This is a genomic window from Ramlibacter tataouinensis TTB310 (genome assembly GCF_000215705.1).
GTDB classification, from domain to species: Bacteria; Pseudomonadota; Gammaproteobacteria; order Burkholderiales; family Burkholderiaceae_C; genus Ramlibacter; species Ramlibacter tataouinensis.
Genome location: NC_015677.1, coordinates 2,805,709 through 2,828,286, shown reverse-complemented (window position 1 = coordinate 2,828,286; position 22,578 = coordinate 2,805,709). Strand labels below are relative to the sequence as shown.

Sequence of the window (22,578 nt, the reverse complement as noted above, 5' to 3'; positions counted from 1 at the left end):
TTACGCCGCCGACGCGGCGTTGACCTTGAACGACTCGGCGTACTTCCTCGGGTCCTTGCCGTCCCACACCACGCCGTCGACCATCTTGCTGCTGCGCATGGCCTCCCTGGGCACCGGCACCCTGGCAGCCGCCGCGGCCTGCTTGTAGAGGTCGACCTGGTTGATCTGCCGGGCGATGCCCAGGTAGTCCGGGTGCTCCTTGACCAGGCCCCAGCGCTTGTGCTGGGTCAGGAACCACATGCCGTCGGACAGGTAGGGGAAGTTCACCGAGCCGTCGTTGAAGAACTTCATGTGGTTCGGGTCGTCCCAGGTCCGGCCCAGGCCGTTCTGGTAGCGGCCCAGGATGCGCTGGTTGATGGCGTCCACGCTGGTGTTGACGTAGGCCTTGTCGGCCACGGTCTCGGCCATCCTGTTCTTGTTCTGCAGGCCGGCGTCGATCCACTTGCCGGCCTCGATGATGGCTGCCGTCACCGCGCGGGCGGTGTTCGGGTACTTCCTGACGAAGTCCGCCGTGGTGCCCAGCGCCTTCTCCGGATGGTCGCGCCAGATGTCCTGGGTGGTCACCGCCGTGATGCCGATGCCGTCCATGATGGCGCGGTGGCCCCAGGGCTCGCCCACGCAGAAGCCGTCCATGTTGCCCACGCGCATGTTGGCCACCATCTGGGGCGGCGGCACCGTGATGATCTTGGCGTCCTTCATCGGGTGGATGCCGTAGGCCGCCAGCCAGTAGTAGAGCCACATGGCGTGGGTGCCGGTGGGGAAGGTCTGGGCGAAGGTGTACTCGCGCCTGTCGGCGGCCATCACCCTGGCCAGCGAGGCGCCGTCCACCGCGCCCTTGTCGGCCAACTTCTTCGACAGCGTGATGGCCTGCCCGTTGTGGTTCAGGTTCATCAGCACGGCCATGTCCTTCTTCGGACCGGCCGTCCCCATGTGCACGCCGTAGACCAGGCCCCACAGCACGTGGGCCATGTCCAGCTCGCCGTTGACCAGCTTGTCGCGCACGCCGGCCCAGCTGGCTTCCTTGGTGGGGATGATCTTGACGCCGTACTTCTGGTCGATGCCCAACACCGAGGCCATCACCACGCTGGCGCAGTCGGTCAGCGGGATGAAGCCGATCTTCACTTCCTTCTTCTCCGGCGCGTCCGATCCCTGGGCGTAGACCGCGGTGCGCAAGGCCGGCGAGACGCCGGCCGCGCCGACGGCCACGGCCTGCAGCACGCTGCGGCGCGAGAGTTTGGTTTTCAGCAGGTCGGGCATCACGGGCAGCTCCAGCAACGAGACAAACAACAAAAAAGGCGTCCGCACGCGCACGGGAAACCCGTGGGTGGGGACGCCTTCGTCCGGTGCGGCCGCCCGGTGCTTCGCCGTTGAAGCGGGGTGGCCATCCAACCTTCGTCGGTTGATGCGCTCCATGATGCAAGCGGTGTGCCACACCCGCCTGCTATGGTTTCAGGAGCTGCCGGCCAGTAAGGACAAGGGCCGGGGAGCCGGTTCGACGCCTGAAGCCCAGCGGCGCACCCGTTTTGTGCGCTGCACCACGGCAGCGCATCAGCCGAGCAGGTCGGCCACGTCCAGGATGCGCTGCGCCACCTCGGCCAGCTTCAGGCCCTTGTCCATGGCGGTCTTGCGCAGCTTCTCGTAGGCCTCGGTCTCGGACAGGCCCTGGCGCCGCATCAGCAGGCCCTTGGCCCGCTCGATGGTCTTGCGCCCGGCCAGCTCGGAGCGCGCGTCGGCCAGCTCGCGGCGCAGCGCCTGCTCGTGCTGGAAGCGCGCCATGGCCACATGCAGGATGGGGCGGATGCGCTCGGACGCCAGCCCGGCCACGATGTAGGCCGACACGCCCGCGGCCACCGCGTCCCGGACGTGGCGGGTGTCCTCGTCGTTGGTGAACAGCACGATGGGCCGGCGCTCGTCGCGCGTGGCCATCACCACGTGCTCCAGCGCGTCGCGCGCGGCGCTCTCGGCGTCCACGATGATCATGTCCGGCTGCAGCTGGGCGATGCGCTCGGCCAGGAACACGTCGGCCGGCAGGGTGGCGATCAGGTTGAAGCCGTTCTCCAGCAGGCCGATGCGCAGCGAGCGCGATCGTTCGGCCTGCTGCACGGCATGCTCGTCCCCGGGGTCGCTGACCACCAGGTCGGGCGCCACCACCACGATGCGTAAAGCCTCGGTCATGCGGGCGTCGCGCGCAAGAATCGCGCCAAAGCCCCGACGCCCCGCTGGCGGCGGCGCCCGGCCTACACTGCCGTGATGCTTGTCCTGGGCATCGAATCCTCCTGCGACGAAACCGGCGTCGCCCTGGTCGAGGCCGCCGGCATCGCCGTGCCGCGCCTGCTGTCGCATGCCCTGCACAGCCAGATCGACATGCACCAGGCCTACGGCGGCGTGGTGCCCGAGCTGGCCAGCCGCGACCACATCCGCCGCGTGCTGCCGCTGGCCACGCGGGTGCTGGCCGACGCCGGGCGCCGGCTGCCCGAGGTCGACGTGGTGGCCTACACCCGCGGCCCCGGCCTGGCCGGCGCGCTGCTGGTGGGCGCGGGCGTGGCCTGCGCCCTGGGCGCCGCCCTGGGCAAGCCGGTGCTGGGCGTGCACCACCTGGAAGGGCATCTGCTGTCGCCCTTCCTCAGCGCCGACCCGCCCGGGTTCCCCTTCGTCGCCCTGCTGGTGTCCGGCGGCCACACCCAGCTGATGCGGGTGGAAGGCGTGGGCCGCTACCAGCTGCTGGGCGAGACCATCGACGACGCCGCCGGCGAGGCCTTCGACAAGTCGGCGAAGCTGCTGGGCCTGGGCTACCCAGGCGGGCCGGCGCTGTCCCGCCTGGCCGAGCAGGGCGATGCCCAGGCGTTCAAGCTGCCGCGCCCGCTGCTGCACAGCGGCGACCTGGACTTCTCGTTCGCCGGCCTGAAGACGGCGGTGCTGACCCAGGCCAGGAAGCTGGGCGAGGGGCTGCCCGCGCGCAAGGCCGACCTGGCGGCCTCGACCGAGGCGGCCATCGTGGAGGTGCTGCTCAGGAAATCGCTGGCCGCGCTGCAGGAGACCGGCCTGCAGCGCCTGGTGGTGGCTGGCGGCGTGGGCGCCAACCGGCGGCTGCGCGAGCAGCTGGATGCGGCTTGCGCCCGGCTCGGCGTGCGGGTGCACTACCCGGAGCTGGCGCTGTGCACCGACAACGGCGCCATGATCGCCATGGCGGCCGCGATGCGGCTGGCCGCCGGGGCGCAGCAGGCGAGCACCGACTACGCCTTCGACGTCAAGCCGCGCTGGCCGCTGCACGAGATCGTGGCGGCCTGAAGCGGGCGCGCCTTCAGGCTGCGCAGCGCGGCAGCGGCACCCGCTCCAGCACCTGCAGCCACAGGCGCCGCCATTGCGGCCAGTCGTGGCCGCCCGGCGTGGTGAACACCCGCTCGGCCGGCAGGGCCGCCGCCAGCAGGCGGTGTCCCTGGGCGAAGCGGTCCTCGGTGCCGTAGCCCAGGTACAGCGGCGGGCGTGCGCCGGCCTCGCCGGCCGTGTGCTGCCGCAGCCAGCGCCACAGCCGCAGTTCGACCTCGGCCAGCGGGTCGTCCGCATCCGGCGCCTGTGCCGGCGGCTGCCAGCGGCGCAAGCCCCCGGCGGCCTCGATCTGCTTGATCAGCGGCGGCTCGCCCAGGTAGGGCGCCAGCACGATCAGCCCGCTGGTGCGGCCCGGCACCGCCCATTCGTTGAGCAGCGAGCCGAAGCCGCCCAGCGAGATGCCGGCCAGCCAGACCTGCCGGTAGCCCGCCGCCCGCGCCTGCGCGAACACGTCGGCCTGCAGCCGGTCGACCACGGACTGGTCGCGGTAGTAGCCCATGTGCGCATCGGCCAGCATCACGTCCGCCGCGATGCGGCGCGCGCGCAGCGCGCTGAGCCAGCCGCCGTCCTGCTCGAACTCGTCGATGGACGAATGGGCGCCGGGCAGCAGCACCAGCAGGGTGTCGGCGGGGCAGGCCGCGCGCACCACCTGCGTCGGCATGGGCACGGTGGGCGCGCGCAACGCCGCGCAGCCGGCGATCGTGGCCGCGCCGAGCAGGAGGAGGAGGGCAGGGAAGAAAAAGAATCGCCGCACGGCGCCGATTGTGGCGACCGTGCGGCGTCCGGTGGGCCGTGGGGGCCCGTTCGGGCCAGGCGACTCAGCCCCGTCCCGCCGGGATCAGCTCAGCTGGATCTGGCGGGCGTTGCTCACCGGCTGCTTCTTGGCCAGAGCCAGCGTCAGCACGCCGTTCTCCAGCTTGGCGCTGGTGGCGTCGACGTCGATTTCCTGGGGCAGCTCGTAGGCGGCCTTGTACTGGCGCTTGGCTTCCTGGCGGGTCTCGATGCGCACGACGGAACCTTCGACGTTGATGCTCAGGTCCTCGCGGGCGATGCCGGGCAGGTCCAGGGTGACGGTCCAGGCCTTGTCATCCTCCTGCAGGTGCAGGCCGCGGGCGGCCGGGGCTGCGCCGAAGAAGGCGTCGTTGACGAAGCGCTCGAAGCTGCGGTCGAACGAACGATGGGCCGGGGCCACGGCGCGGGTGCGGACGACGGGTGCGAAAAACATGGTGATCTCCTTCAATGGAAAAACGGCTCACTTACACTCGCGGCTTTCGTTTTTCACCGATCGCCGCCTGGACACGATCTGTGCCCGGCCGGCATGTTTTTCAAGGGTTCCATGAGAGGGAAAAATCTGCGCCGAGAGGTCTTGAAATCGCTGGCGGCAACGCTATTTCTTCCGGCCGCCGCGCTGGCCCAGCAGGGCGCCGCCGGGCCGGTCAAGCTGGCCATGATCGAGGGGCTGTCCGGCGGCAACGCCAACGGCGGCGAGGCGGTGTTCCGCAACCTGGCCTGGGCGGTGGAGCGGGTCAACGAGCGCGGGGGCGTGCGCATGCGTGACGGCCGGCGCCGCCCGCTGCAGCTGGATCGCTACGACAGCAAGGGCCAGATCGAGGAGGCGCTGTCGGCGCTGCGTTCGGCCCTGGACGACGGCGCGCAGTTCATCCTGCAGGGCAATTCGTCCGCGGTGGCCGCGGCGCTGGTCGACGCCGTCAACCGGCACAACGAGCGCGAGCCGCAGCGCCGCGTCCTGTTCCTCAACTACTCCGCGGTCGACCCGGTCCTGACCAACGAGAAATGCAGCTACTGGCATTTCCGCTTCGACGCGCATGCCGACATGCGCATGACCGCGCTGATGGGGGTGCTCAAGGACGACGCGCAGGTGAAGTCGGTCTACCTGCTGGGGCAGGACTACAGCTTCGGCCAGGGCGTGCTGCGCGAGGCGCGCCGCCAGCTGGGCCTGCTGCGGCCGGACGTGCGCATCGTCGGCGACGAGCTGCACCCGCTGCTGCGCATCAAGGACTTCGCGCCGTACGCGACCAAGATCAAGGCCAGCGGCGCCGACGCGGTGGTCACCGGCAACTTCAGCAACGACCTCACCTTGCTGGTGAAGGCGGCGCGCGAGGTCGGCTTCGAGGGCAAGTTCTACACCTTCTACGGCAACGCGCTGGGCGCGCCGGCGGCCATCGGCGACGCCGGCGTGGGCCGCGTGATCGCGGCGGCCGACTGGCTGCCCAACCTGCCCACCGCGCAGAGCGAGGCCTTCTACCGGGCGTTCCGCCAGCGCTTCCCCAAGCCGCAGGACGACTACGTGCACATGCGCATGCAGATGATGGTCGAGGCGCTGGCCCAGGCCCTGGACCGCGCGGGCACGATGGAGCCGGTCGCGGTGGCGGCGCAGCTGGAGCGGGTCACGCTCGATTTCTACGGCCAGAAAGGCGCGATGCGGGCGGCGGACCACCAGTTCCAGCAGTCGCTGGTGGTGGGCGTGATGGACCGGCAGGGCGCGCCGGGCGTGAAGTTCGACGTGGAAGGCTCGGGCTACGGCTTCCGGGTGATCCGCGACATCGCGCCGGAGCAGGCGCAGATGCCGTCCTCGTGCCGCATGGTCCGGCCCGCGGCCTGAGCCTCAGCGCAGGTGGTCCAGCGGCAGCTGCCGCAGGTTCTTCACCTCGCCCAGCGAGAAGCTGGTCCGCAGGTCCTTGATGTGCGGCAGGTTGATCAGCACCTCGCGCACGAAGCGGGCGTAGGCCTCCAGGTCGGTGTGGACCACGACGATCTCGAACGAGCCCTCGCCCGAGACGTGGTGGCAGGCCAGCACCTGGGGCAGGGCCAGCACCTGGCGCTTGATCTCCTCGGTCACCTCGCCGGTGTTGCGCTCGGCGAACAGGCGCACGAAGGCCACCACGCCCAGGCCGATCTTCTGGCGGTTGACGCTGGCGTGGTAGCCGTCGATGTAGCCCTCGGTCTCCAGCCGGCGCACGCGGCGCCAGCACGGCGCGGCGCTCAGGCCCACGCGCTGCGCCAGCTCGGCGTTGGTGATGCGGGCGTCGCGCTGCAGCTCGGCCAGGATATTGATGTCGTAGCGGTCCAGGCCGCGGTGCTCGGGCTCGGCGGGCTCGTCGTGCCGGCGCACGGCGGCCGGTGCCGGTGCGGGTGCGGGTGCGGGCGAGGTTTTCGTCGAAGGGCGCGGCATGGCAAGGTCCTTTCCTGCAAGCGGCCGTGGGCGCAAAAGCAGAAAAGATTATTCCCGCACACCGAATTACAGTCACTCCATGCGACAGACCATCCTGGACCTCGAGGCCTCGCGCATCCGCGAGGTGGCCAACGCCGGCCTGGGCCGGCCCGACGTGCTGGCCTTCTGGTTCGGCGAGAGCGACGAGGTCACGCCGGATTTCATCCGGCAGGCGGCGATCGACTCGCTGCACAAGGGCGAGACCTTCTACGCGCACAACCTGGGCCTGCCCGAGCTGCGCCAGGCGATCGCCGGCTACACCTCGGCGCTGCACGGGCCGGTGGGCGCCGACCGCATCGCCGTCACCTCCGGCGGCGTCAACGCGCTGATGCTGGCGGTGCAGGCCCTGGTGGACGCCGGCGACGAGGTGGTGGCGGTCACGCCCGTGTGGCCCAACCTGACGGCCCAGCCGCAGATCATGGGCGCCCGGCTGCGCACCGTGCCGCTGCGGCCGGTGCAGGGCGCCTGGACGCTGGACTTGCCCGCGCTGCTGGCCGCGGTGACGCCCGCCACCCGGTTGCTGGTGGTGAACGCGCCCAACAACCCGACCGGCTGGACCCTCGGCCGCGCCGAGCAGCAGGCCATCCTCGACCATTGCCGGGCCACCGGCACCTGGATCCTGGCGGACGAGGTGTACGAGCGGCTGTACTACGAGGACACGCCCGGCCCGGCGCTGGGCCGCCCCGAGCCGGGCGCCCCCCTCAGGGGGGAGGCGCGCAGCGCTTCGGGGGGAGCCGGTCCTTGCGCGCCCAGCTTCCTCGACATCGCCCGGCCCGACGACCGGCTGGTAGTGGCGCACAGCTTCTCCAAGAGCTTCCTGATGACCGGCTGGCGCCTGGGCTGGCTGGTGATGCCGCCGGCCATGACCGAGCCCATGGGCAAGCTGGTCGAGTTCAACACCTCCTGCGCCAGCGTGTTCACCCAGCGCGCGGCCCTGGCCGCCCTGGCCCGCGCCGACGAGGTCACGCCGCGCGTGGTGGCCCACCTGAAGGCCTGCCGCGACACCCTGGTGCCCCAGCTGCAGGCCTTGCCCCGGGTGCGCGTGTCGCCAGCCCGCGGCGGCATGTACGCCTTCTTCCAGCTGGAGGGCAGCGGCGATTCGCTGAAGGTGGCCAAGCGCCTGGTCGGCGAGGCCGGGCTGGGCCTGGCGCCCGGCACCGCCTTCGGGCCCGAGGCCCAGGGCTGGCTGCGCTGGTGCTTCGCCTCCCGGGACCTGGACCGGCTGAGCCAGGGCGTGGAGCGCCTGCGGCGCTGGCTGGACTGAACCGGGCGCTGCAATCCCGTTCAAGACCGCCGCGCAACGTGGCGGCAGCATGGCGCTTTCGCATCGAAGGAGCGGGGCCATGGTGGTGGGAGCGAGGGCGGCGGTCGGCCTGCTGCTGTGCAGCCTGGCGATGGTGACGGTGGGCAGCACGGTGGTGGCCAGCAAGCTGATGACGGCGGGACTGCCGCCGTTCACCGCCACGGCGCTGCGGTTCGCACTGGCGCTGCCGGTGTTCTGCGTGCTCATGGCAGCCACCGGCACCCGCTGGCCGCGCCCGGGCCGGCACGACGCCGCGATCCTGGCCGCCCAGGCCGGGGCGGGCAGCGTGGGCTACACGGTGCTGATGCTGCTGGGCACGCGCCTGGCGAGCGGCGCCGACGCCGGGGTGGTGGCCGGCACCTTGCCCGCCGTCGCGGCCGGTTTCGCGCTGCTGGTGCTGCGCGAGCGCCTGGGCCCCCGGCTGCTCGCCAGCCTGGGCCTGGCGCTGGCCGGGGTGCTGGTCGTCACCCTGCCGGCGGGCGAGGCCCGGGCTGTCCCGGGTGCCTGGCTGGGCAACCTGCTGGTCCTGGGCGCGGTGGGCTGCGAGGCGGTGTTCATCCTGCTGAACAAGCGGCTGCGCCAGCCGCTGCCGGCCCTGGCGCTGTCGTCCAGCATGGCGGCGCTGGGCCTGCTGCTGTCGCTGCTGCCGGCCCTGCTGGAGCGCCCCTGGCGCCTGCAGGTGCCTGCCTCGGCCTGGGCGGCCACCGCCTACTACGCCTGGGTGCCTACGGTGCTGGGTTTCTGGCTCTGGTACGCCGGTGCGGCGCGGCTGAGCGGGGGCCTGGCCGCCCTGACCACCGCCTGGCTGCCGGTGTCAGCGCTGGCGCTGTCGGCCCTGGTGCTGGGCGAGGTACTGGGCGCCGGGCAGCTGGCCGGCTGCGCGCTGGTGCTGGGCGGTGTGCTGCTGGGCGCCAGCGCACCCGGCCGGCGGCCCGGCGCGGGACGGCTATAATCCCGGGGCTTTGCCTATGGCAGGGCGCACGTTGGGGCCGTTCCAGCGCCAACGCAAGTCAAAACCATTTTTTCAAGGAAACCCCATGACCGCCATCAACAAGGCCGAGGTCGTCAAGACCCACGCCCGCTCGGCCAGCGACACCGGCAGCCCGGAAGTCCAGGTCGCGCTGCTCACCGCCCGCATCAACGAGCTGACGCCGCACTTCAAGACCCATGCCAAGGACCACCACGGCCGCCGCGGCCTGCTGCGCATGGTGAACCGCCGCAAGAGCCTGCTGGCCTACCTGAAGGGCGCCGACGCCGACCGCTACACGGCGCTGATCGGCAAGCTGGGCCTGCGCAAGTAAGCCCGCGCAAAGAAAACGCGAGACGCGCCTGAGTTAGCCCGCTAGCTCAGGCGCGTTTCATTTCGGAGCAGGACGGAACGGATACGCGCTGTGTCATTCCACCAGGGGCCCGGTCCCGCCGGCTGGCGGCCCCTGATGGAATGGCATCGTGTTCGCTCCCAGCGCTCCTCCCAACGAGAGAGAGTCAGGACATGAGCATCTTCAACAAAGTCAGCAAGACCTTCACCTGGGGCCAGCACACCGTCACCCTGGAAACCGGCGAGATCGCGCGCCAGTCCGGCGGCGCCGTGGTGGTCAACATCGACGACACCGTGGTGCTGGCCACCGTGGTCGCCTCCAAGACCGCCAAGCCGGGCCAGGACTTCTTCCCGCTGACCGTCGACTACATCGAGAAGACCTACGCCGCGGGCAAGATCCCCGGCAGCTTCTTCAAGCGCGAGGCCAAGCCCAGCGAGCTGGAGACGCTGACCTCCCGCCTGATCGACCGCCCGATCCGGCCGCTGTTCCCCGAGGGCTTCTTCAACGAAGTGCACGTGGTCATCCACACGCTGTCGCTCAACCCCGAGGTGGACGCCGACATCGCCGCCATGATCGGCACCAGCGCCGCGCTGGCGATCTCCGGCATCCCGTTCGCCGGACCGATCGGCGCCGCGCGCGTGGGCTACGTCAACGGCGAGTACGTGCTCAACCCCGGCCAGACCCAGCGCAAGGAATCGCAGCTGGACCTGGTGGTGGCCGGCACCGAGGCCGCCGTGCTGATGGTCGAGTCCGAGGCGCAGCAGCTGCCCGAGGAGGTGATGCTGGGCGCCGTGGTGTTCGGCCACGAGCAGGGCAAGATCGCCATCAATGCCATCCACGAGCTGGTGCGCGAGGCCGGCAAGCCGGTGTGGGACTGGCAGCCGCCGGCGCAGGACGAGCCCTTCATCGCCAAGGTCAAGGCCCTGGCCGAAGAGAAGCTGCGCGCCGCCTACCAGATCCGCAGCAAGCAGGCCCGCACCCAGGCCCTGCGCGAGGCCTCGGCCTCCGTGCTCGACAGCCTGAAGGCCGAAGGCAGCGAGTTCGACGCGGCCAAGGTGGCCGACCTGCTGTTCGGCATCGAGTCGTCCATCGTGCGCAGCCAGATCCTGGCCGGCGAGCCGCGCATCGACGGCCGCGACACCCGCACCGTGCGCCCGATCGAGATCCGCAACGGCGTGCTGCCGCGCACCCACGGCTCGGCGCTGTTCACCCGCGGCGAGACCCAGGCCCTGGTGGTCACCACGCTGGGCACCGAGCGCGACGCGCAGCGCATCGACGCGCTGGCCGGCGAGTTCGAGGACCGCTTCATGTTCCACTACAACATGCCCCCCTTCGCCACCGGCGAGGTGGGCCGCATGGGCTCGACCAAGCGCCGCGAGATCGGCCACGGCCGGCTGGCCAAGCGCGCGCTGGCGGCCTGCCTGCCGACCAAGGAGGAGTTCCCCTACACCATCCGCGTGGTGTCGGAGATCACCGAGTCCAACGGCTCCTCGTCCATGGCCTCGGTGTGCGGCGGCTGCCTGTCCATGATGGACGCCGGCGTGCCCATGAAGGCGCACGTGGCCGGCATCGCCATGGGCCTGATCAAGCAAGGCAACCGCTTCGCGGTGCTGACCGACATCCTGGGCGACGAGGACCACCTGGGCGACATGGACTTCAAGGTGGCCGGCACCACCAACGGCATCACCGCCCTGCAGATGGACATCAAGATCCAGGGCATCACCAAGGAGATCATGCAGGTCGCCCTGGCCCAGGCCAAGGAGGCGCGCATGCACATCCTGGGCAAGATGCAGGAGGCCATGGGCGAGGCCAAGACCGAGGTGAGCAGCTTCGCGCCCAAGCTCTACACCATGAAGATCAACCCCGAGAAGATCCGCGACGTGATCGGCAAGGGCGGCGCGGTGATCCGCGCGCTGACCGACGAGACCGGCTGCCAGATCAACATCGAGGAAGACGGCACCATCACCATCGCGGCGACCGACGCCGCCAAGGCGGAGGAAGCCAAGAAGCGCATCGAGCAGATCACCGCGGAAGTGGAGATCGGCAAGGTCTACGAAGGCCCGATCACCAAGATCCTGGACTTCGGCGCGCTGATCAACCTGCTGCCCGGCAAGGACGGCCTGCTGCACATCAGCCAGATCGCCCATGAGCGCGTGGAGAAGGTCGGCGACTACCTGTCCGAAGGCCAGGTGGTGCGCGTCAAGGTGCTGGAGACCGACGAGAAGGGCCGCGTCAAGCTGTCCATGAAGGCGCTGCTGGAGCGCCCGGCCGGCATGCCCGAGCACAACGGCGGCGAGCGCCGCGAGCGTGCCGAGCGGGGCGACCGTCCGCCGCGCGAGTCTCGTGAGCCGCGTGAGCCGCGCGAGCCCCAGCAGGCGGCTCCGGTCGAGCCGCAAGGCGAGTGATTCGCCGGCAAAAGCTGCAGCAGCCCGCCCGATGCGGGCGGGCTGCGGGCCGAAACGACCATGAAAGCGGTTGAGATCAGCAGCTACGGCGCCCCCGAGGTGCTGCGGCTGGCCGAGCGTCCCGACCCCGTCGCGGGTGCCGGCGAGGTGCTGCTGCGCGTGGCCGCCAGCGGCGTGAACCGTCCGGACGTGCTGCAGCGCACCGGCAACTACCCGGTGCCGCCTGGCGCGTCCGACATCCCGGGGCTGGAAGTGGCCGGCGAGATCGTCGGCGGCGACGCCCGGGCGATGGCGGCGGCCGGCTTCAAGGCCGGCGACCGCGTCTGCGCGCTGGTGGCCGGCGGCGGCTACGCGCAGCTGTGCGTGGCGCCCGTGGGCCAGTGCCTGCCGGTGCCGCGCGGCCTGTCCGACGTCGAGGCGGCCTCGCTGCCCGAGACCTTCTTCACCGTCTGGAGCAACGTGTTCGACCGCGGCCGCCTGCAGCCGGGCGAGGCGCTGCTGGTGCAGGGCGGCTCCAGCGGCATCGGCGTCACGGCGATCCAGATGGCCAAGGCCCTTGGGGCCACGGTGATCGTCACCGCCGGCAGCGACGACAAGTGCCAGGCCTGCCTGGCGCTGGGGGCCGACCACGCCATCAACTACAAGACGGCCGACTTCGCTGCCGAGGCCAAGCGGCTCACCGGCGGCGCCGGCCCGGACGTCATCCTGGACATGGTGGCCGGCGGCTACGTCGCGCGCGAGGTCGAGTGCCTGGCCGAGGACGGGCGGCTGGTCATCATCGCCGTGCAGGGCGGCGCCAAGAGCGAATTCAACGCCGGCCTGGTGCTGCGGCGCCGGCTCACGGTCACCGGCTCCACGCTGCGGCCGCGGCCGGTGGCCTTCAAGGCGGCCATCGCCGCCGCGCTGCGCGAGAAGGTGTGGCCGCTGATCGAGGCGGGCGCCATCAAGCCGGTGATCCACGGCACCTTTGCCGCCGCCGACGCCGCGCAGGCCCATGCGCTGATGGAATCCAACCAGCACATCGGCAAGATCGTCCTCACCTGGTGAACATGAAAAAGAAAAAGCTCATCGCCGGCAACTGGAAGATGAACGGCGGCATCGCCGCCAACGACGCGCTGGTGCGCGCCGTGGTGGCGGGCATGGGTGCCGATGCGGGCTGCCAGGTGGCGGTCTGCGCGCCGGCGCCCTACCTGGCGCAGGTGCAGATGCTGCGCCACGGCTCGGCGCTCGAGCTCGGCGCGCAGGACGTCTCGCGCCACGAGCAGGGCGCCTACACCGGCGAGGTGTCGGCCGCCATGCTCAAGGAGTTCGGCGTGCGTTTCGCCATCGTCGGGCATTCCGAGCGCCGCCAGTACCACGGCGAGAGCGACGCGCTGGTGGCCGACAAGGCCAAGGCGGCGCTCGCGCACGGCATCACGCCCATCGTCTGCGTCGGCGAGACGCTGGCCGAGCGCGAGGCCGGCCAGACCGAGGCGGTGGTCAAGCGCCAGCTGGCCGCCGTGATCCACGCCAACGGGCATTGCATCAGCGAGATCGCGGTCGCCTACGAGCCGGTCTGGGCCATCGGCACCGGCCGGACCGCCACGCCCGGGCAGGCCCAGCAGGTGCATGCCGTGCTGCGCGCGCAGCTGCAGGCGGCCACCGCGCACAGCGACCGCGTCGCCATCCTCTACGGCGGCAGCATGAACGCCGCCAATGCCGCCAGCCTGCTGGCCCAGCCGGACATCGACGGCGGCCTGATCGGCGGGGCCTCGCTCAAGGCCGCGGATTTCCTGCAGATCATCGCCGCCGCCCGCGCCGCCACCGCCTGAAGCGCACCAGATTAGGACTCACCACGACATGAACGTACTGCTCACCCTCATCCTCGCGGTCCAGCTGCTCTCGGCGCTGGGCATGATCGGGCTCATCCTCATCCAGCACGGCAAGGGCGCCGACATGGGCGCGGCCTTCGGCAGCGGCGGCTCGGGCAGCCTGTTCGGCGCCACCGGCAGCGCCAACTTCCTGTCGCGCACGACGGCCGTGCTGGCCGCCGTGTTCTTCGTCTGCACGCTGGCGCTGGCCTACTTCGGCAACCTGCGCCCGGTTGATTCCGGCAGCGTGCTGGACCGTGCACCGGCCTCCGCGCCCGCTGCCGTGCCCACGCCGGCGCCGGCGGCTTCGGGCGCCGCGCAGATCCCCGGCACGGCCGCGCCTGCGCCGGCCGCACCCGGCGCTGCGGCGGTCCCGGCGGCGCCCGCGACGCCGGCCTCGGGCGCGGGGCAGATCCCCACGCGCTAGGCTCGCGTTTCTCGTGTCGTTTCAGGGAGAAACGACCGTGTTTCAGGGTAAACTCTCAGGCTGTCCGGAGAGCCACAAGACCAGCAGCCTCATGGCGCTTTCCGGGCAGCAACACGCCGCCGTCGTGGTGAAATTGGTAGACACGCTATCTTGAGGGGGTAGTGGCGAAAGCTGTGCGAGTTCGAGTCTCGCCGACGGCACCAGATACAAGAGCCCCCGGCCGCGCCCGGGGGCTTGAAGCGGTGATCAGAGCCCCGAGATGAGCCTAGACCAGTACCTCCCAGTTCTCCTGTTCATCCTGGTCGGGATCGGGGTCGGCGTGGTTCCGCAGCTGCTGGGCTATTTCTTCGCCGGCGCCGCTGGCTTCAACAAGCCGGACGCCGCCAAGAACTCGCCCTACGAGTCGGGCTTCGAGGCCTTCGGGGATGCGCGCATGAAGTTCGACGTGCGCTACTACCTCGTCGCCATCCTGTTCATCCTGTTCGACCTGGAGATCGCCTTCCTCTTCCCCTGGGCCGTGGCGCTCAAGGAGATCGGGCCGGTGGGCTTCTGGGCCATGATGGTTTTCCTGGGCATCCTGGTCGTGGGCTTCGTCTACGAATGGAAGAAGGGCGCGCTCGAGTGGGAGTGAGTCCCCGCGCGCCCTAAGCAAAGGTTTTTTCGCAATGGCTGATCAAGGCATTCTCGACAAGGGCGTCGTCACGACGACCGTGGACAGCGTCATCAACTGGGCCAAGACGGGCTCGCTGTGGCCCATGACCTTCGGCCTGGCCTGCTGCGCCGTGGAGATGATGCACGCGGGCGCCGCGCGCTACGACATCGACCGCTTCGGCATGCTGTTCCGCCCCAGCCCGCGCCAGTCCGACCTGATGATCGTGGCCGGCACGCTGTGCAACAAGATGGCGCCGGCGCTGCGCAAGGTCTACGACCAGATGCCCGAGCCGCGCTGGGTGCTGTCCATGGGCTCCTGCGCCAACGGCGGCGGCTACTACCACTACAGCTACTCGGTGGTGCGCGGCTGCGACCGCATCGTGCCGGTGGACGTCTACGTCCCCGGCTGCCCGCCCACGGCCGAGGCGCTGCTGTACGGGATCATCCAGCTGCAGCAGAAGATCCGCCGCACGCAGACCATCGCCCGGGCTTAAGCACCATGACGACCACTCCCTTCGCCGTGGACCCCGCGGCGCTGAAAGAGACCCTGGCCGCCGCACTGGGCCCCCTGGCCAAGCGCATCGAGCTCAAGCTCGCCGAGGTCTCCGTCACCGTGACCGCGGCCAACTACCTGAAGGCCGCCCAGGTGCTGCGCGACGCGCCGGACTGCCGCTTCGAGCAGATGCTGGACCTGTGCGGCATCGACTACTCCGAGTACCGCGACGGCGGCTGGGACGGCCCGCGCTACGCGGTCGTGGTGCACCTGCTGTCCGTGAGCCTGAACCAGCGCGTGCGGCTGCGGGTGTTCGCACCCGACGACGAGCTGCCCCTGGTGGACTCGATCACCGGCCTGTGGAGCGCGGCCAACTGGTTCGAGCGCGAGGCCTTCGACCTGTTCGGCATCGTGTTCGAGGGACATGCCGACCTGCGCCGCATCCTGACCGACTACGGCTTCATCGGCCACCCGTTCCGCAAGGACTTCCCCGTGTCCGGCCATGTCGAGATGCGCTACGACCCCGAGCGCCAGCGCGTGATCTACCAGCCGGTGACCATCGAGCCGCGCGAGATCACGCCGCGCATCATCCGCGAGGACCACTACGGCGGCATCCAGGCCGGGCGGGGCATGGGCAATGGCTGAGATCAAGAACTACACCCTGAACTTCGGTCCGCAGCATCCGGCCGCGCACGGCGTGCTGCGCCTGGTGCTGGAGCTCGACGGCGAGGTGATCCAGCGCGCCGACCCGCACATCGGCCTGCTGCACCGCGCCACCGAGAAGCTGGCCGAGACCAAGACCTACATCCAGTCGCTGCCCTACATGGACCGCCTGGACTACGTGTCCATGATGTGCAACGAGCATGCCTACTGCCTGGCCATCGAGAAGATGATGGGCATCGAGGTGCCGATCCGCGCGCAGTACATCCGCGTCATGTTCGCCGAGATCACGCGCCTGCTGAACCACCTGCTGTGGCTGGGCGCGCACGGCCTGGACTGCGGCGCGATGAACATGCTGATCTACTGCTTCCGCGAGCGGGAGGACCTGTTCGACATGTACGAGGCGGTGTCCGGGGCGCGCATGCACGCGGCCTACTTCCGCCCGGGCGGCGTGTACCGCGACCTGCCCGACAGCATGCCGCAGTACCAGGCCAGCAAGGTGCGCAACGAGCGGGCCATCCGGCAGCTCAACGAGAACCGCAGCGGCACGCTGCTGGACTTCATCGACGACTTCGCCCGGCGCTTCCCCAAGTACGTGGACGAGTACGAGACGCTGCTGACCGACAACCGCATCTGGAAGCAGCGCACCGTGGGCATCGGCGTGGTGGCGCCCGAGCGGGCGCTCAACCTGGGCTTCACCGGCCCCATGCTGCGCGGCTCGGGCATTGCCTGGGACCTGCGCAAGAAGCAGCCGTACGAGGTCTACGACAAGATGGACTTCGACATCCCGGTCGGCGCCACCGGTGACTGCTACGACCGCTACCTGGTGCGCGTACAGGAGATGCGCGAGTCCAACAGGATCATCCGGCAGTGCGTGGCCTGGCTGCGCGCCAACCCCGGCCCGGTGATCACCGACAACCACAAGGTGGCGCCGCCGGACCGCGAGTCCATGAAGGCCAACATGGAAGAGCTGATCCATCACTTCAAGCTCTTCTCCGAGGGCTTCCGCGTGCCCGAGGGCGAGGCCTACGCCGCGGTGGAGCATCCCAAGGGCGAGTTCGGCATCTACATCGTCAGCGACGGCGCCAACAAGCCCTACCGCCTGAAGATCCGCGCGCCCGGCTTCGCGCACCTGGCTTCCCTCGACGAGATGGGGCGCGGCCACATGATTGCCGACGCGGTCGCCATCATCGGGACGATGGACATCGTGTTCGGGGAGATCGATCGATGATTTCTGACGCAACCCGCGCCCGCTTCGACCGCGAAGTGGCCAAGTACCCGGCCGACCAGAAGCAGTCGGCGGTGATGGCCTGCCTGGCCATCGTGCAGCAGGAGCAGGGCTACGTGAGCAAGGACAGCGAGGAGGCGGTCGCCCGCTACCTGGGCATGCCGACCATCGCGGTCCACGAGGTCACGACCTTCTACAACATGTACAACCAGAAGCCGGTGGGCCGCTACAAGCTGGGCGTCTGCACCAACCTGCCGTGCCAGCTGCGCGACGGCGCCAAGGCGCTGCACCACCTGGAGCAGCGGCTGGGCATCGCCATGGGCGAGACCACGCCCGACGGCCTTTTCACCCTGCAGCAGAGCGAGTGCCTGGGCGCCTGCGCCGACTCGCCGGTGATGCTGGTCAACGACCGCACCATGTGCAGCTTCATGAGCAGCGACAAGCTGGACCAACTGGTCGACGGCTTGCGCAAGGCGGAGCAGCAGTAATGAACGCCAGCCAAGTTCTCTCGCAATTCCAGGCGACCGGGGTGCAGACCTGCTTCCACGGCCGCCACATCAACCCGCAGATCTACGCCCGGCTCGACGGCACCAACTGGCGCCTCGCGGATTACGAGGCGCGCGACGGCTACAAGGCGCTGCGCAGGATCATCGCCGAGGGTCTGACCCAGGACCAGGTGATCGCCACCGTCAAGGAATCGGCCCTGCGCGGCCGCGGCGGCGCGGGCTTCCCCACCGGCCTGAAGTGGAGCTTCATGCCGCGCCAGTTCCCGGGCCAGAAGTACCTGGTGTGCAACTCCGACGAGGGCGAGCCGGGCACGTGCAAGGACCGCGACATCCTGCACTACAACCCGCACATTGTCATCGAGGGCATGATCATCGCGGCCTACGCGATGGGCATCACCGTGGGCTACAACTACATCCACGGCGAGATCTTCCAGACCTACGAGCGCTTCGAGGAGGCGCTGGAGGAGGCGAGGGCGGCCGGCCTGCTGGGCAGCAACATCCTGGGCTCGAGCTTCAGCTTCCAGCTGCACGCGGCGCACGGCTTCGGCGCCTACATCTGCGGCGAGGAGACGGCGCTGCTGGAGTCGCTGGAGGGCAAGAAGGGCCAGCCGCGCTTCAAGCCGCCGTTCCCGGCCAGCTTCGGCCTGTACGGCAAGCCCACCACCATCAACAACACCGAGACCTTCGCCGCGGTGCCCTGGATCATCCGCAACGGCGGCCAGGCCTACCTGGAGTGCGGCAAGCCGAACAACGGCGGCACCAAGATCTTCTCGGTGTCCGGCGACGTGGAGCTGCCCGGCAACTACGAGATCCCGCTGGGCACGCCGTTCAGCAAGCTGCTGGAGCTGGCCGGCGGCGTGCGCGGCGGCAGGAAGCTCAAGGCCGTGATCCCGGGCGGCTCGTCCGCGCCGGTGCTGCCCGCCAGCGCCATGATGGACTGCACGATGGACTACGACTCCATCGCCAAGGCCGGCTCCATGCTGGGCTCGGGCGCCGTCATCGTGATGGACGAGACGCGCGACATGGTGCAGTCGCTCAAGCGGCTGTCCTATTTCTACATGCACGAGTCCTGCGGCCAGTGCACGCCCTGCCGCGAAGGCACGGGCTGGCTGTGGCGCGTGGTGGACCGCATCGACAACGGCCACGGCAAGCCCAGCGACATGGACCTGCTCAACTCGGTGGCCGACAACATCCAGGGCCGCACCATCTGCGCCCTCGGCGACGCGGCGGCGATGCCGGTGCGCGCCATGATCAAGCACTTCCGGCACGAGTTCGAGGCCAAGATCGCCCGGCCCAACCTGCCCACCTCGGACGGCCAGGTCCCGGTGCCCGCGGGCGCGCGCGGCTGACCGTCGAAAGCACAACATGGCTGAAATCACCCTAGACGGACAGAAGGTGGAGATCGCCGACGGCAGCATGGTCATGCATGCCGCCGAGAAGGTCGGCACCTACATCCCGCATTTCTGCTACCACAAGAAGCTCTCCATCGCCGCCAACTGCCGCATGTGCCTGGTGGACGTGGAGAAGGCGCCCAAGCCCATGCCCGCCTGCGCCACCCCGGTGACCAACGGCATGGTGGTGCGCACGCGCAGCGACAAGGCCATCAAGGCCCAGCAGTCGGTGATGGAGTTCCTCCTCATCAACCACCCGCTGGACTGCCCCATCTGCGACCAGGGAGGCGAATGCCAGCTGCAGGACCTGGCCGTGGGCTACGGCGGCTCCTCCTCGCGCTACGAGGAGGAGAAGCGCGTCGTGCCGCACAAGGACATCGGCCCGCTCATCTCCACCGAGGAGATGAGCCGCTGCATCCACTGCACCCGCTGCGTGCGCTTCGGCCAGGAAGTGGCCGGCGTGATGGAGCTGGGCATGATCCACCGCGGCGAGCACAGCGAGATCACCACGGTGCTGGGCGACACGGTCGACTCCGAGGTCTCGGGCAACATGATCGACCTGTGCCCGGTCGGCGCGCTGACCAGCAAGCCCTTCCGCTACAGCGCCCGCACCTGGGAGCTGTCGCGCCGCAAGTCGGTCAGCCCGCACGATTCCACCGGCGCCAACCTGATCGTGCAGGTCAAGAACAACCGCGTGATGCGGGTGCTGCCGCTGGAGAACGAGGCCGTCAACGAATGCTGGCTGGCCGACCGCGACCGCTTCTCCTACGAGGCGCTCAACACCGGCGAGCGGCTCACGGCGCCCATGCTCAAGCAGGGCGGCGAGTGGAAGACCGTGGACTGGCAGACCGCGCTGGAGTACGTGGTCCATGGCCTGAAGCTGGTCAAGGCCGACCATGGCGCCAAGGCCATCGGGGCCCTGGTGAGCCCGCACAGCACCGTGGAGGAGCTGTTCCTGGCCGGCCGGCTGGTGCGCGGCCTGGGCAGCGAGAACATCGACCATCGCCTGCGGCACGCGCAGTTCACCCCCTTCGAGGGCGTGCGCTGGCTGGGCACCCGCATCGCGGCGCTGTCCGAGCTGCAGCGCGTGCTGGTGGTCGGCTCCAACCTGCGCAAGGACCATCCGCTGTTCTCGCTGCGCGTGCGCATGGCCGCGCGCAAGGGCGCGCAGGTCTCCGTGGTGCACGACGCCGACAGCGACTGGGCCATGCCCATCGCGGCCAAGTCCGTGGTCGCCGCCGGCGAATGGGTCCGCGCCCTGGCGGGCGTCGCCGCCGCCATCGCTTCCGAGAAGGGTGTCCCCGCCCCGGCCCAGGCCGAGGCGTCCGAGACCGCCAGGGCCATGGCCCGCTCGCTGCTGTCGGGCGAGCGCAAGGCCGTGCTGCTGGGCAACGCGGCGGCGCACCACGCCAACGCCTCGTCGCTGCTGGCGCTGGCCCGCTGGATCGGCGAGCACACCCGCGCGACCGTCGGCTACCTCACCGAGGCGGCCAACACGGTGGGCGCGCAGCTGGCCGGCGCGCTGCCGAACGAGGGCGGCCTGAATGCCGGCCAGATGCTGGCCGGCGGCCTGAAGGCCGTGCTGCTGCTGAACAACGAGCCGGTGTTCGATTCCGCCGCCGGTGCCCGTGCCGCCGAAACGCTGGGCCGTGCCGAGATGGTCGTGACGCTCAGCCCGTTCAAGGCCAACCTGGAATTCAGCGACGTGCTGCTGCCCATCGCGCCGTTCACCGAGACGCCGGGCACCTTCGTCAACGCCGAAGGCCGCGTCCAGAGCTTCCATGCCGTGGTCAAGCCCATGGGCGAGACCCGTCCGGCCTGGAAGGTGCTGCGCGTGCTGGGCAACATGTTCGGCCTGCCGGGCTTCGACTGGGAGTCGGCGCAGGAGGTGCTCGTGGCCGCCCGCGGCGCGAAGGATGCGCAGGAGGCGTTCGTCCAGGGCGACCAGCTGAGCAACGCGACGTCCACCCGCATCGAGCTGTCGGCAGCTTCCGGCCGCCCGGCCACGGCGGCCATCTACCAGCTCGACGGCATCGTGCGCCGCGCGCCGTCGCTGCAGCTGACGGCGGACGCGCGCGCGGCCCAGGCCGCGGTGGAAGGGGCGCCGGCATGATCGACACGATCTACGGGTTCGGCAACGGCCTGATCGCCGCCCCCTGGTGGACCGGCGCCGCCTGGCCGGTGGCCTGGACGCTGATCAAGATCATCGCGGTGGTCGCGCCGCTGATGGGCGCCGTCGCCTACCTCACGCTGTGGGAGCGCAAGGCCATCGGCTTCACGCAGATCCGCATGGGCCCCAACCGCATCGGTCCGCTGGGCCTGCTGCAGCCCATCGCCGATGCGCTCAAGCTGCTGACCAAGGAGATCATCCTCCCCACGGCGGCCAACAAGGGGCTGTTCCTGCTCGGCCCCATCATGACCATCATGCCGGCGCTGGCGGCCTGGGCGGTGATCCCCTTCGGTCCCGACGTGGCGCTGGCCAACATCAACGCCGGCCTGCTGTTCATCATGGCCATCACCTCGCTGGAGGTGTACGGCGTGATCATCGCCGGCTGGGCCTCCAACTCCAAGTACGCCTTCCTGGGCGCGCTGCGGGCCTCGGCCCAGATGGTCAGCTACGAGATCGCCATGGGCTTCTGCCTGGTGGTGGTGCTGATGGTCTCGGCCAGCCTGAACATGACCGACGTGGTGATGGGCCAGGCCCGCGGCCGGTTCGCGGACCTGGGCCTGAACTTCCTGTCCTGGAACTGGCTGCCGCTGCTGCCCATCTTCGTCGTCTACTTCATCGCCGGCCTGGCCGAGACCAACCGGCATCCGTTCGACGTAGTGGAAGGCGAGTCGGAGATCGTCGCGGGCCACATGATCGAGTACTCGGGCATGAGCTTCGCCATGTTCTTCCTGGCCGAGTACGCCAACATGTGGCTGGTCTCGATCCTGGCCGTCATCATGTTCCTGGGCGGCTGGCTGCCGCCGATCGAGGCGCCGCTGCTCAACTGGATCCCCGGCTGGATCTGGCTGGGCCTCAAGACCTTCCTGGTCGTCACCATGTTCCTGTGGGTGCGCTCCACGTTCCCGCGCTACCGCTACGACCAGATCATGCGCCTGGGCTGGAAGATCTTCATCCCGGTCACGCTGGTCTGGCTGATCGTGGTCGGGGCCTGGATGCAGACCCCGTTCAACATCTGGAAATAACCGGACAACGCCATGTCTACCCAAGCCTTACCCAGGCCGCCGGCGTTCTCGCTCAAGGACTTCCTGTCCAGCTTCATGCTGGTCGAGCTGTTCAAGGGCCTGGCCATCACCGGCAAGTACGCCTTCAGCCGCAAGATCACCATCCAGTTCCCCGAGGAGAAGACGCCGCTCAGCCCGCGCTTCCGGGGCCTGCACGCGCTGCGCCGCTACGAGAACGGCGAGGAGCGCTGCATCGCCTGCAAGCTGTGCGAGGCCGTGTGCCCCGCGCTGGCCATCACCATCGAGTCGGACCAGCGCGCCGACGGCACGCGCCGCACCACGCGCTACGACATCGACCTCACCAAGTGCATCTTCTGCGGCTTCTGCGAGGAGAGCTGCCCGGTCGATTCCATCGTCGAGACCCAGACCCTGGAGTACCACGGCGAGAAGCGCGGCGACCTGTACTTCACCAAGGAGATGCTGCTGGCGGTGGGCGACCGCTACGAGCCGCAGATCGCCGCCGCCAAGGCGGCGGACGCCAAGTACCGCTAGAAATGACGACCACCCCGAAGCGCCTTCATGTGCCCCGTGCCGCTGCCAGAGGCAGCAGCTCTT

The 22,578-nt window shown here is 69.8% G+C and carries 23 protein-coding genes and 1 tRNA gene; 19 read left to right on the top strand and 5 right to left on the bottom strand.

What is annotated here, in order from left to right; translation table 11 throughout:
- Entirely contained in the window at positions 1-1,257 is a 1,257-nt protein-coding gene (locus RTA_RS13595; protein WP_041675583.1) for a CmpA/NrtA family ABC transporter substrate-binding protein, read from the bottom strand.
- A 291-nt stretch (positions 1,258-1,548) separates the two neighbouring features.
- Positions 1,549-2,175 carry an ANTAR domain-containing response regulator gene (locus tag RTA_RS13590; RefSeq protein WP_041675582.1) on the bottom strand — a complete coding sequence of 209 codons (627 nt, stop codon included), beginning with the start codon at positions 2,173-2,175 and terminating at the stop codon, positions 1,549-1,551.
- Between the two features lie 75 nt (positions 2,176-2,250).
- Here RTA_RS13590 and tsaD point away from each other — a divergent pair, with 75 nt between their 5' ends.
- Positions 2,251-3,288, top strand: coding sequence for a tRNA (adenosine(37)-N6)-threonylcarbamoyltransferase complex transferase subunit TsaD (tsaD, locus tag RTA_RS13585; RefSeq protein ID WP_041675581.1), 1,038 nt, complete (start codon positions 2,251-2,253; stop codon positions 3,286-3,288).
- A 13-nt stretch (positions 3,289-3,301) separates the two neighbouring features.
- Here tsaD and RTA_RS13580 read toward each other — a convergent pair whose 3' ends face one another.
- Together RTA_RS13580 and RTA_RS13575 are read right to left on the bottom strand one after the other, a co-directional pair.
- A complete protein-coding gene (locus RTA_RS13580; RefSeq protein ID WP_143762978.1) occupies positions 3,302-4,081 on the bottom strand; it encodes an alpha/beta hydrolase in 780 nt (259 codons plus the stop codon).
- 84 nt (positions 4,082-4,165) lie between these two features.
- Positions 4,166-4,552: an Hsp20/alpha crystallin family protein gene (locus tag RTA_RS13575; RefSeq protein WP_013901986.1), complete on the bottom strand. Its 387-nt coding sequence runs from the start codon at positions 4,550-4,552 to the stop codon at positions 4,166-4,168.
- Positions 4,553-4,663: 111 nt separating this feature from the next.
- Between RTA_RS13575 and RTA_RS13570 the strand changes: the two genes are divergently transcribed.
- Positions 4,664-5,950 (top strand): branched-chain amino acid ABC transporter substrate-binding protein, encoded by a 1,287-nt coding sequence (locus RTA_RS13570; protein WP_013901985.1) that lies wholly within the window; start codon positions 4,664-4,666, stop codon positions 5,948-5,950.
- A gap of 3 nt (positions 5,951-5,953) precedes the next feature.
- Here the strand turns inward: RTA_RS13570 and RTA_RS13565 are convergent, their stop codons facing one another.
- Complete coding sequence (locus tag RTA_RS13565; protein WP_013901984.1) at positions 5,954-6,520, bottom strand: Lrp/AsnC family transcriptional regulator; 567 nt, start codon at positions 6,518-6,520, stop codon at positions 5,954-5,956.
- On the opposite strand from RTA_RS13565, the gene RTA_RS13560 reads away from it, so the two are divergent.
- From RTA_RS13560 to nuoI, 17 genes are all read left to right on the top strand, one after another.
- Positions 6,519-7,823 (top strand): pyridoxal phosphate-dependent aminotransferase, encoded by a 1,305-nt coding sequence (locus RTA_RS13560; protein WP_013901983.1) that lies wholly within the window; start codon positions 6,519-6,521, stop codon positions 7,821-7,823. The genes RTA_RS13565 and RTA_RS13560 overlap by 2 nt on opposite strands.
- Positions 7,824-7,902: 79 nt before the next feature.
- Entirely contained in the window at positions 7,903-8,814 is a 912-nt protein-coding gene (locus RTA_RS13555; protein ID WP_013901982.1) for a DMT family transporter, read from the top strand.
- 85 nt (positions 8,815-8,899) lie between these two features.
- Positions 8,900-9,163 (top strand): 30S ribosomal protein S15, encoded by a 264-nt coding sequence (gene rpsO / locus RTA_RS13550; protein ID WP_013901981.1) that lies wholly within the window; start codon positions 8,900-8,902, stop codon positions 9,161-9,163.
- A 191-nt stretch (positions 9,164-9,354) separates the two neighbouring features.
- The gene (gene pnp, locus RTA_RS13545; RefSeq protein ID WP_013901980.1) at positions 9,355-11,586 is read left to right on the top strand and encodes a polyribonucleotide nucleotidyltransferase; all 2,232 of its coding nucleotides are present in this window, start codon (positions 9,355-9,357) and stop codon (positions 11,584-11,586) included.
- Between the two features lie 60 nt (positions 11,587-11,646).
- Positions 11,647-12,633, top strand: a complete 987-nt coding sequence (locus RTA_RS13540; protein ID WP_013901979.1) for an NAD(P)H-quinone oxidoreductase — start codon at positions 11,647-11,649, stop codon at positions 12,631-12,633.
- 2 nt (positions 12,634-12,635) lie between these two features.
- Positions 12,636-13,397, top strand: a complete 762-nt coding sequence (gene tpiA / locus RTA_RS13535) for a triose-phosphate isomerase (RefSeq protein WP_041675579.1) — start codon at positions 12,636-12,638, stop codon at positions 13,395-13,397.
- Positions 13,398-13,425: 28 nt separating this feature from the next.
- Positions 13,426-13,863 carry a preprotein translocase subunit SecG gene (gene secG / locus RTA_RS13530; protein ID WP_013901977.1) on the top strand — a complete coding sequence of 146 codons (438 nt, stop codon included), beginning with the start codon at positions 13,426-13,428 and terminating at the stop codon, positions 13,861-13,863.
- A gap of 118 nt (positions 13,864-13,981) precedes the next feature.
- Positions 13,982-14,066, top strand: a tRNA-Leu gene (locus RTA_RS13525).
- A gap of 56 nt (positions 14,067-14,122) precedes the next feature.
- On the top strand, positions 14,123-14,494 hold the full coding sequence (locus tag RTA_RS13520) for an NADH-quinone oxidoreductase subunit A (protein ID WP_013901976.1): 372 nt from the start codon (positions 14,123-14,125) through the stop codon (positions 14,492-14,494).
- A 34-nt stretch (positions 14,495-14,528) separates the two neighbouring features.
- A complete protein-coding gene (locus tag RTA_RS13515) occupies positions 14,529-15,008 on the top strand; it encodes a NuoB/complex I 20 kDa subunit family protein (RefSeq protein WP_013901975.1) in 480 nt (159 codons plus the stop codon).
- Between the two features lie 5 nt (positions 15,009-15,013).
- Positions 15,014-15,652: an NADH-quinone oxidoreductase subunit C gene (locus RTA_RS13510; RefSeq protein WP_013901974.1), complete on the top strand. Its 639-nt coding sequence runs from the start codon at positions 15,014-15,016 to the stop codon at positions 15,650-15,652.
- On the top strand, positions 15,645-16,898 hold the full coding sequence (locus RTA_RS13505; protein ID WP_013901973.1) for an NADH-quinone oxidoreductase subunit D: 1,254 nt from the start codon (positions 15,645-15,647) through the stop codon (positions 16,896-16,898). Before RTA_RS13510 ends, RTA_RS13505 begins: the two co-directional genes overlap by 8 nt.
- On the top strand, positions 16,895-17,383 hold the full coding sequence (nuoE, locus tag RTA_RS13500) for an NADH-quinone oxidoreductase subunit NuoE (RefSeq protein ID WP_013901972.1): 489 nt from the start codon (positions 16,895-16,897) through the stop codon (positions 17,381-17,383). The genes RTA_RS13505 and nuoE overlap by 4 nt, the downstream gene beginning before the upstream one ends.
- Positions 17,383-18,750 (top strand): NADH-quinone oxidoreductase subunit NuoF, encoded by a 1,368-nt coding sequence (gene nuoF / locus RTA_RS13495; protein WP_013901971.1) that lies wholly within the window; start codon positions 17,383-17,385, stop codon positions 18,748-18,750. The genes nuoE and nuoF overlap by 1 nt, the downstream gene beginning before the upstream one ends.
- A gap of 16 nt (positions 18,751-18,766) precedes the next feature.
- Entirely contained in the window at positions 18,767-20,905 is a 2,139-nt protein-coding gene (gene nuoG, locus RTA_RS13490) for an NADH-quinone oxidoreductase subunit NuoG (RefSeq protein WP_041675578.1), read from the top strand.
- Positions 20,902-21,984 carry an NADH-quinone oxidoreductase subunit NuoH gene (gene nuoH, locus RTA_RS13485; RefSeq protein WP_013901969.1) on the top strand — a complete coding sequence of 361 codons (1,083 nt, stop codon included), beginning with the start codon at positions 20,902-20,904 and terminating at the stop codon, positions 21,982-21,984. Before nuoG ends, nuoH begins: the two co-directional genes overlap by 4 nt.
- A 12-nt stretch (positions 21,985-21,996) precedes the next feature.
- Positions 21,997-22,515: an NADH-quinone oxidoreductase subunit NuoI gene (nuoI, locus tag RTA_RS13480; protein ID WP_013901968.1), complete on the top strand. Its 519-nt coding sequence runs from the start codon at positions 21,997-21,999 to the stop codon at positions 22,513-22,515.
- The last annotated feature ends 63 nt before the right edge of the window (positions 22,516-22,578 follow it).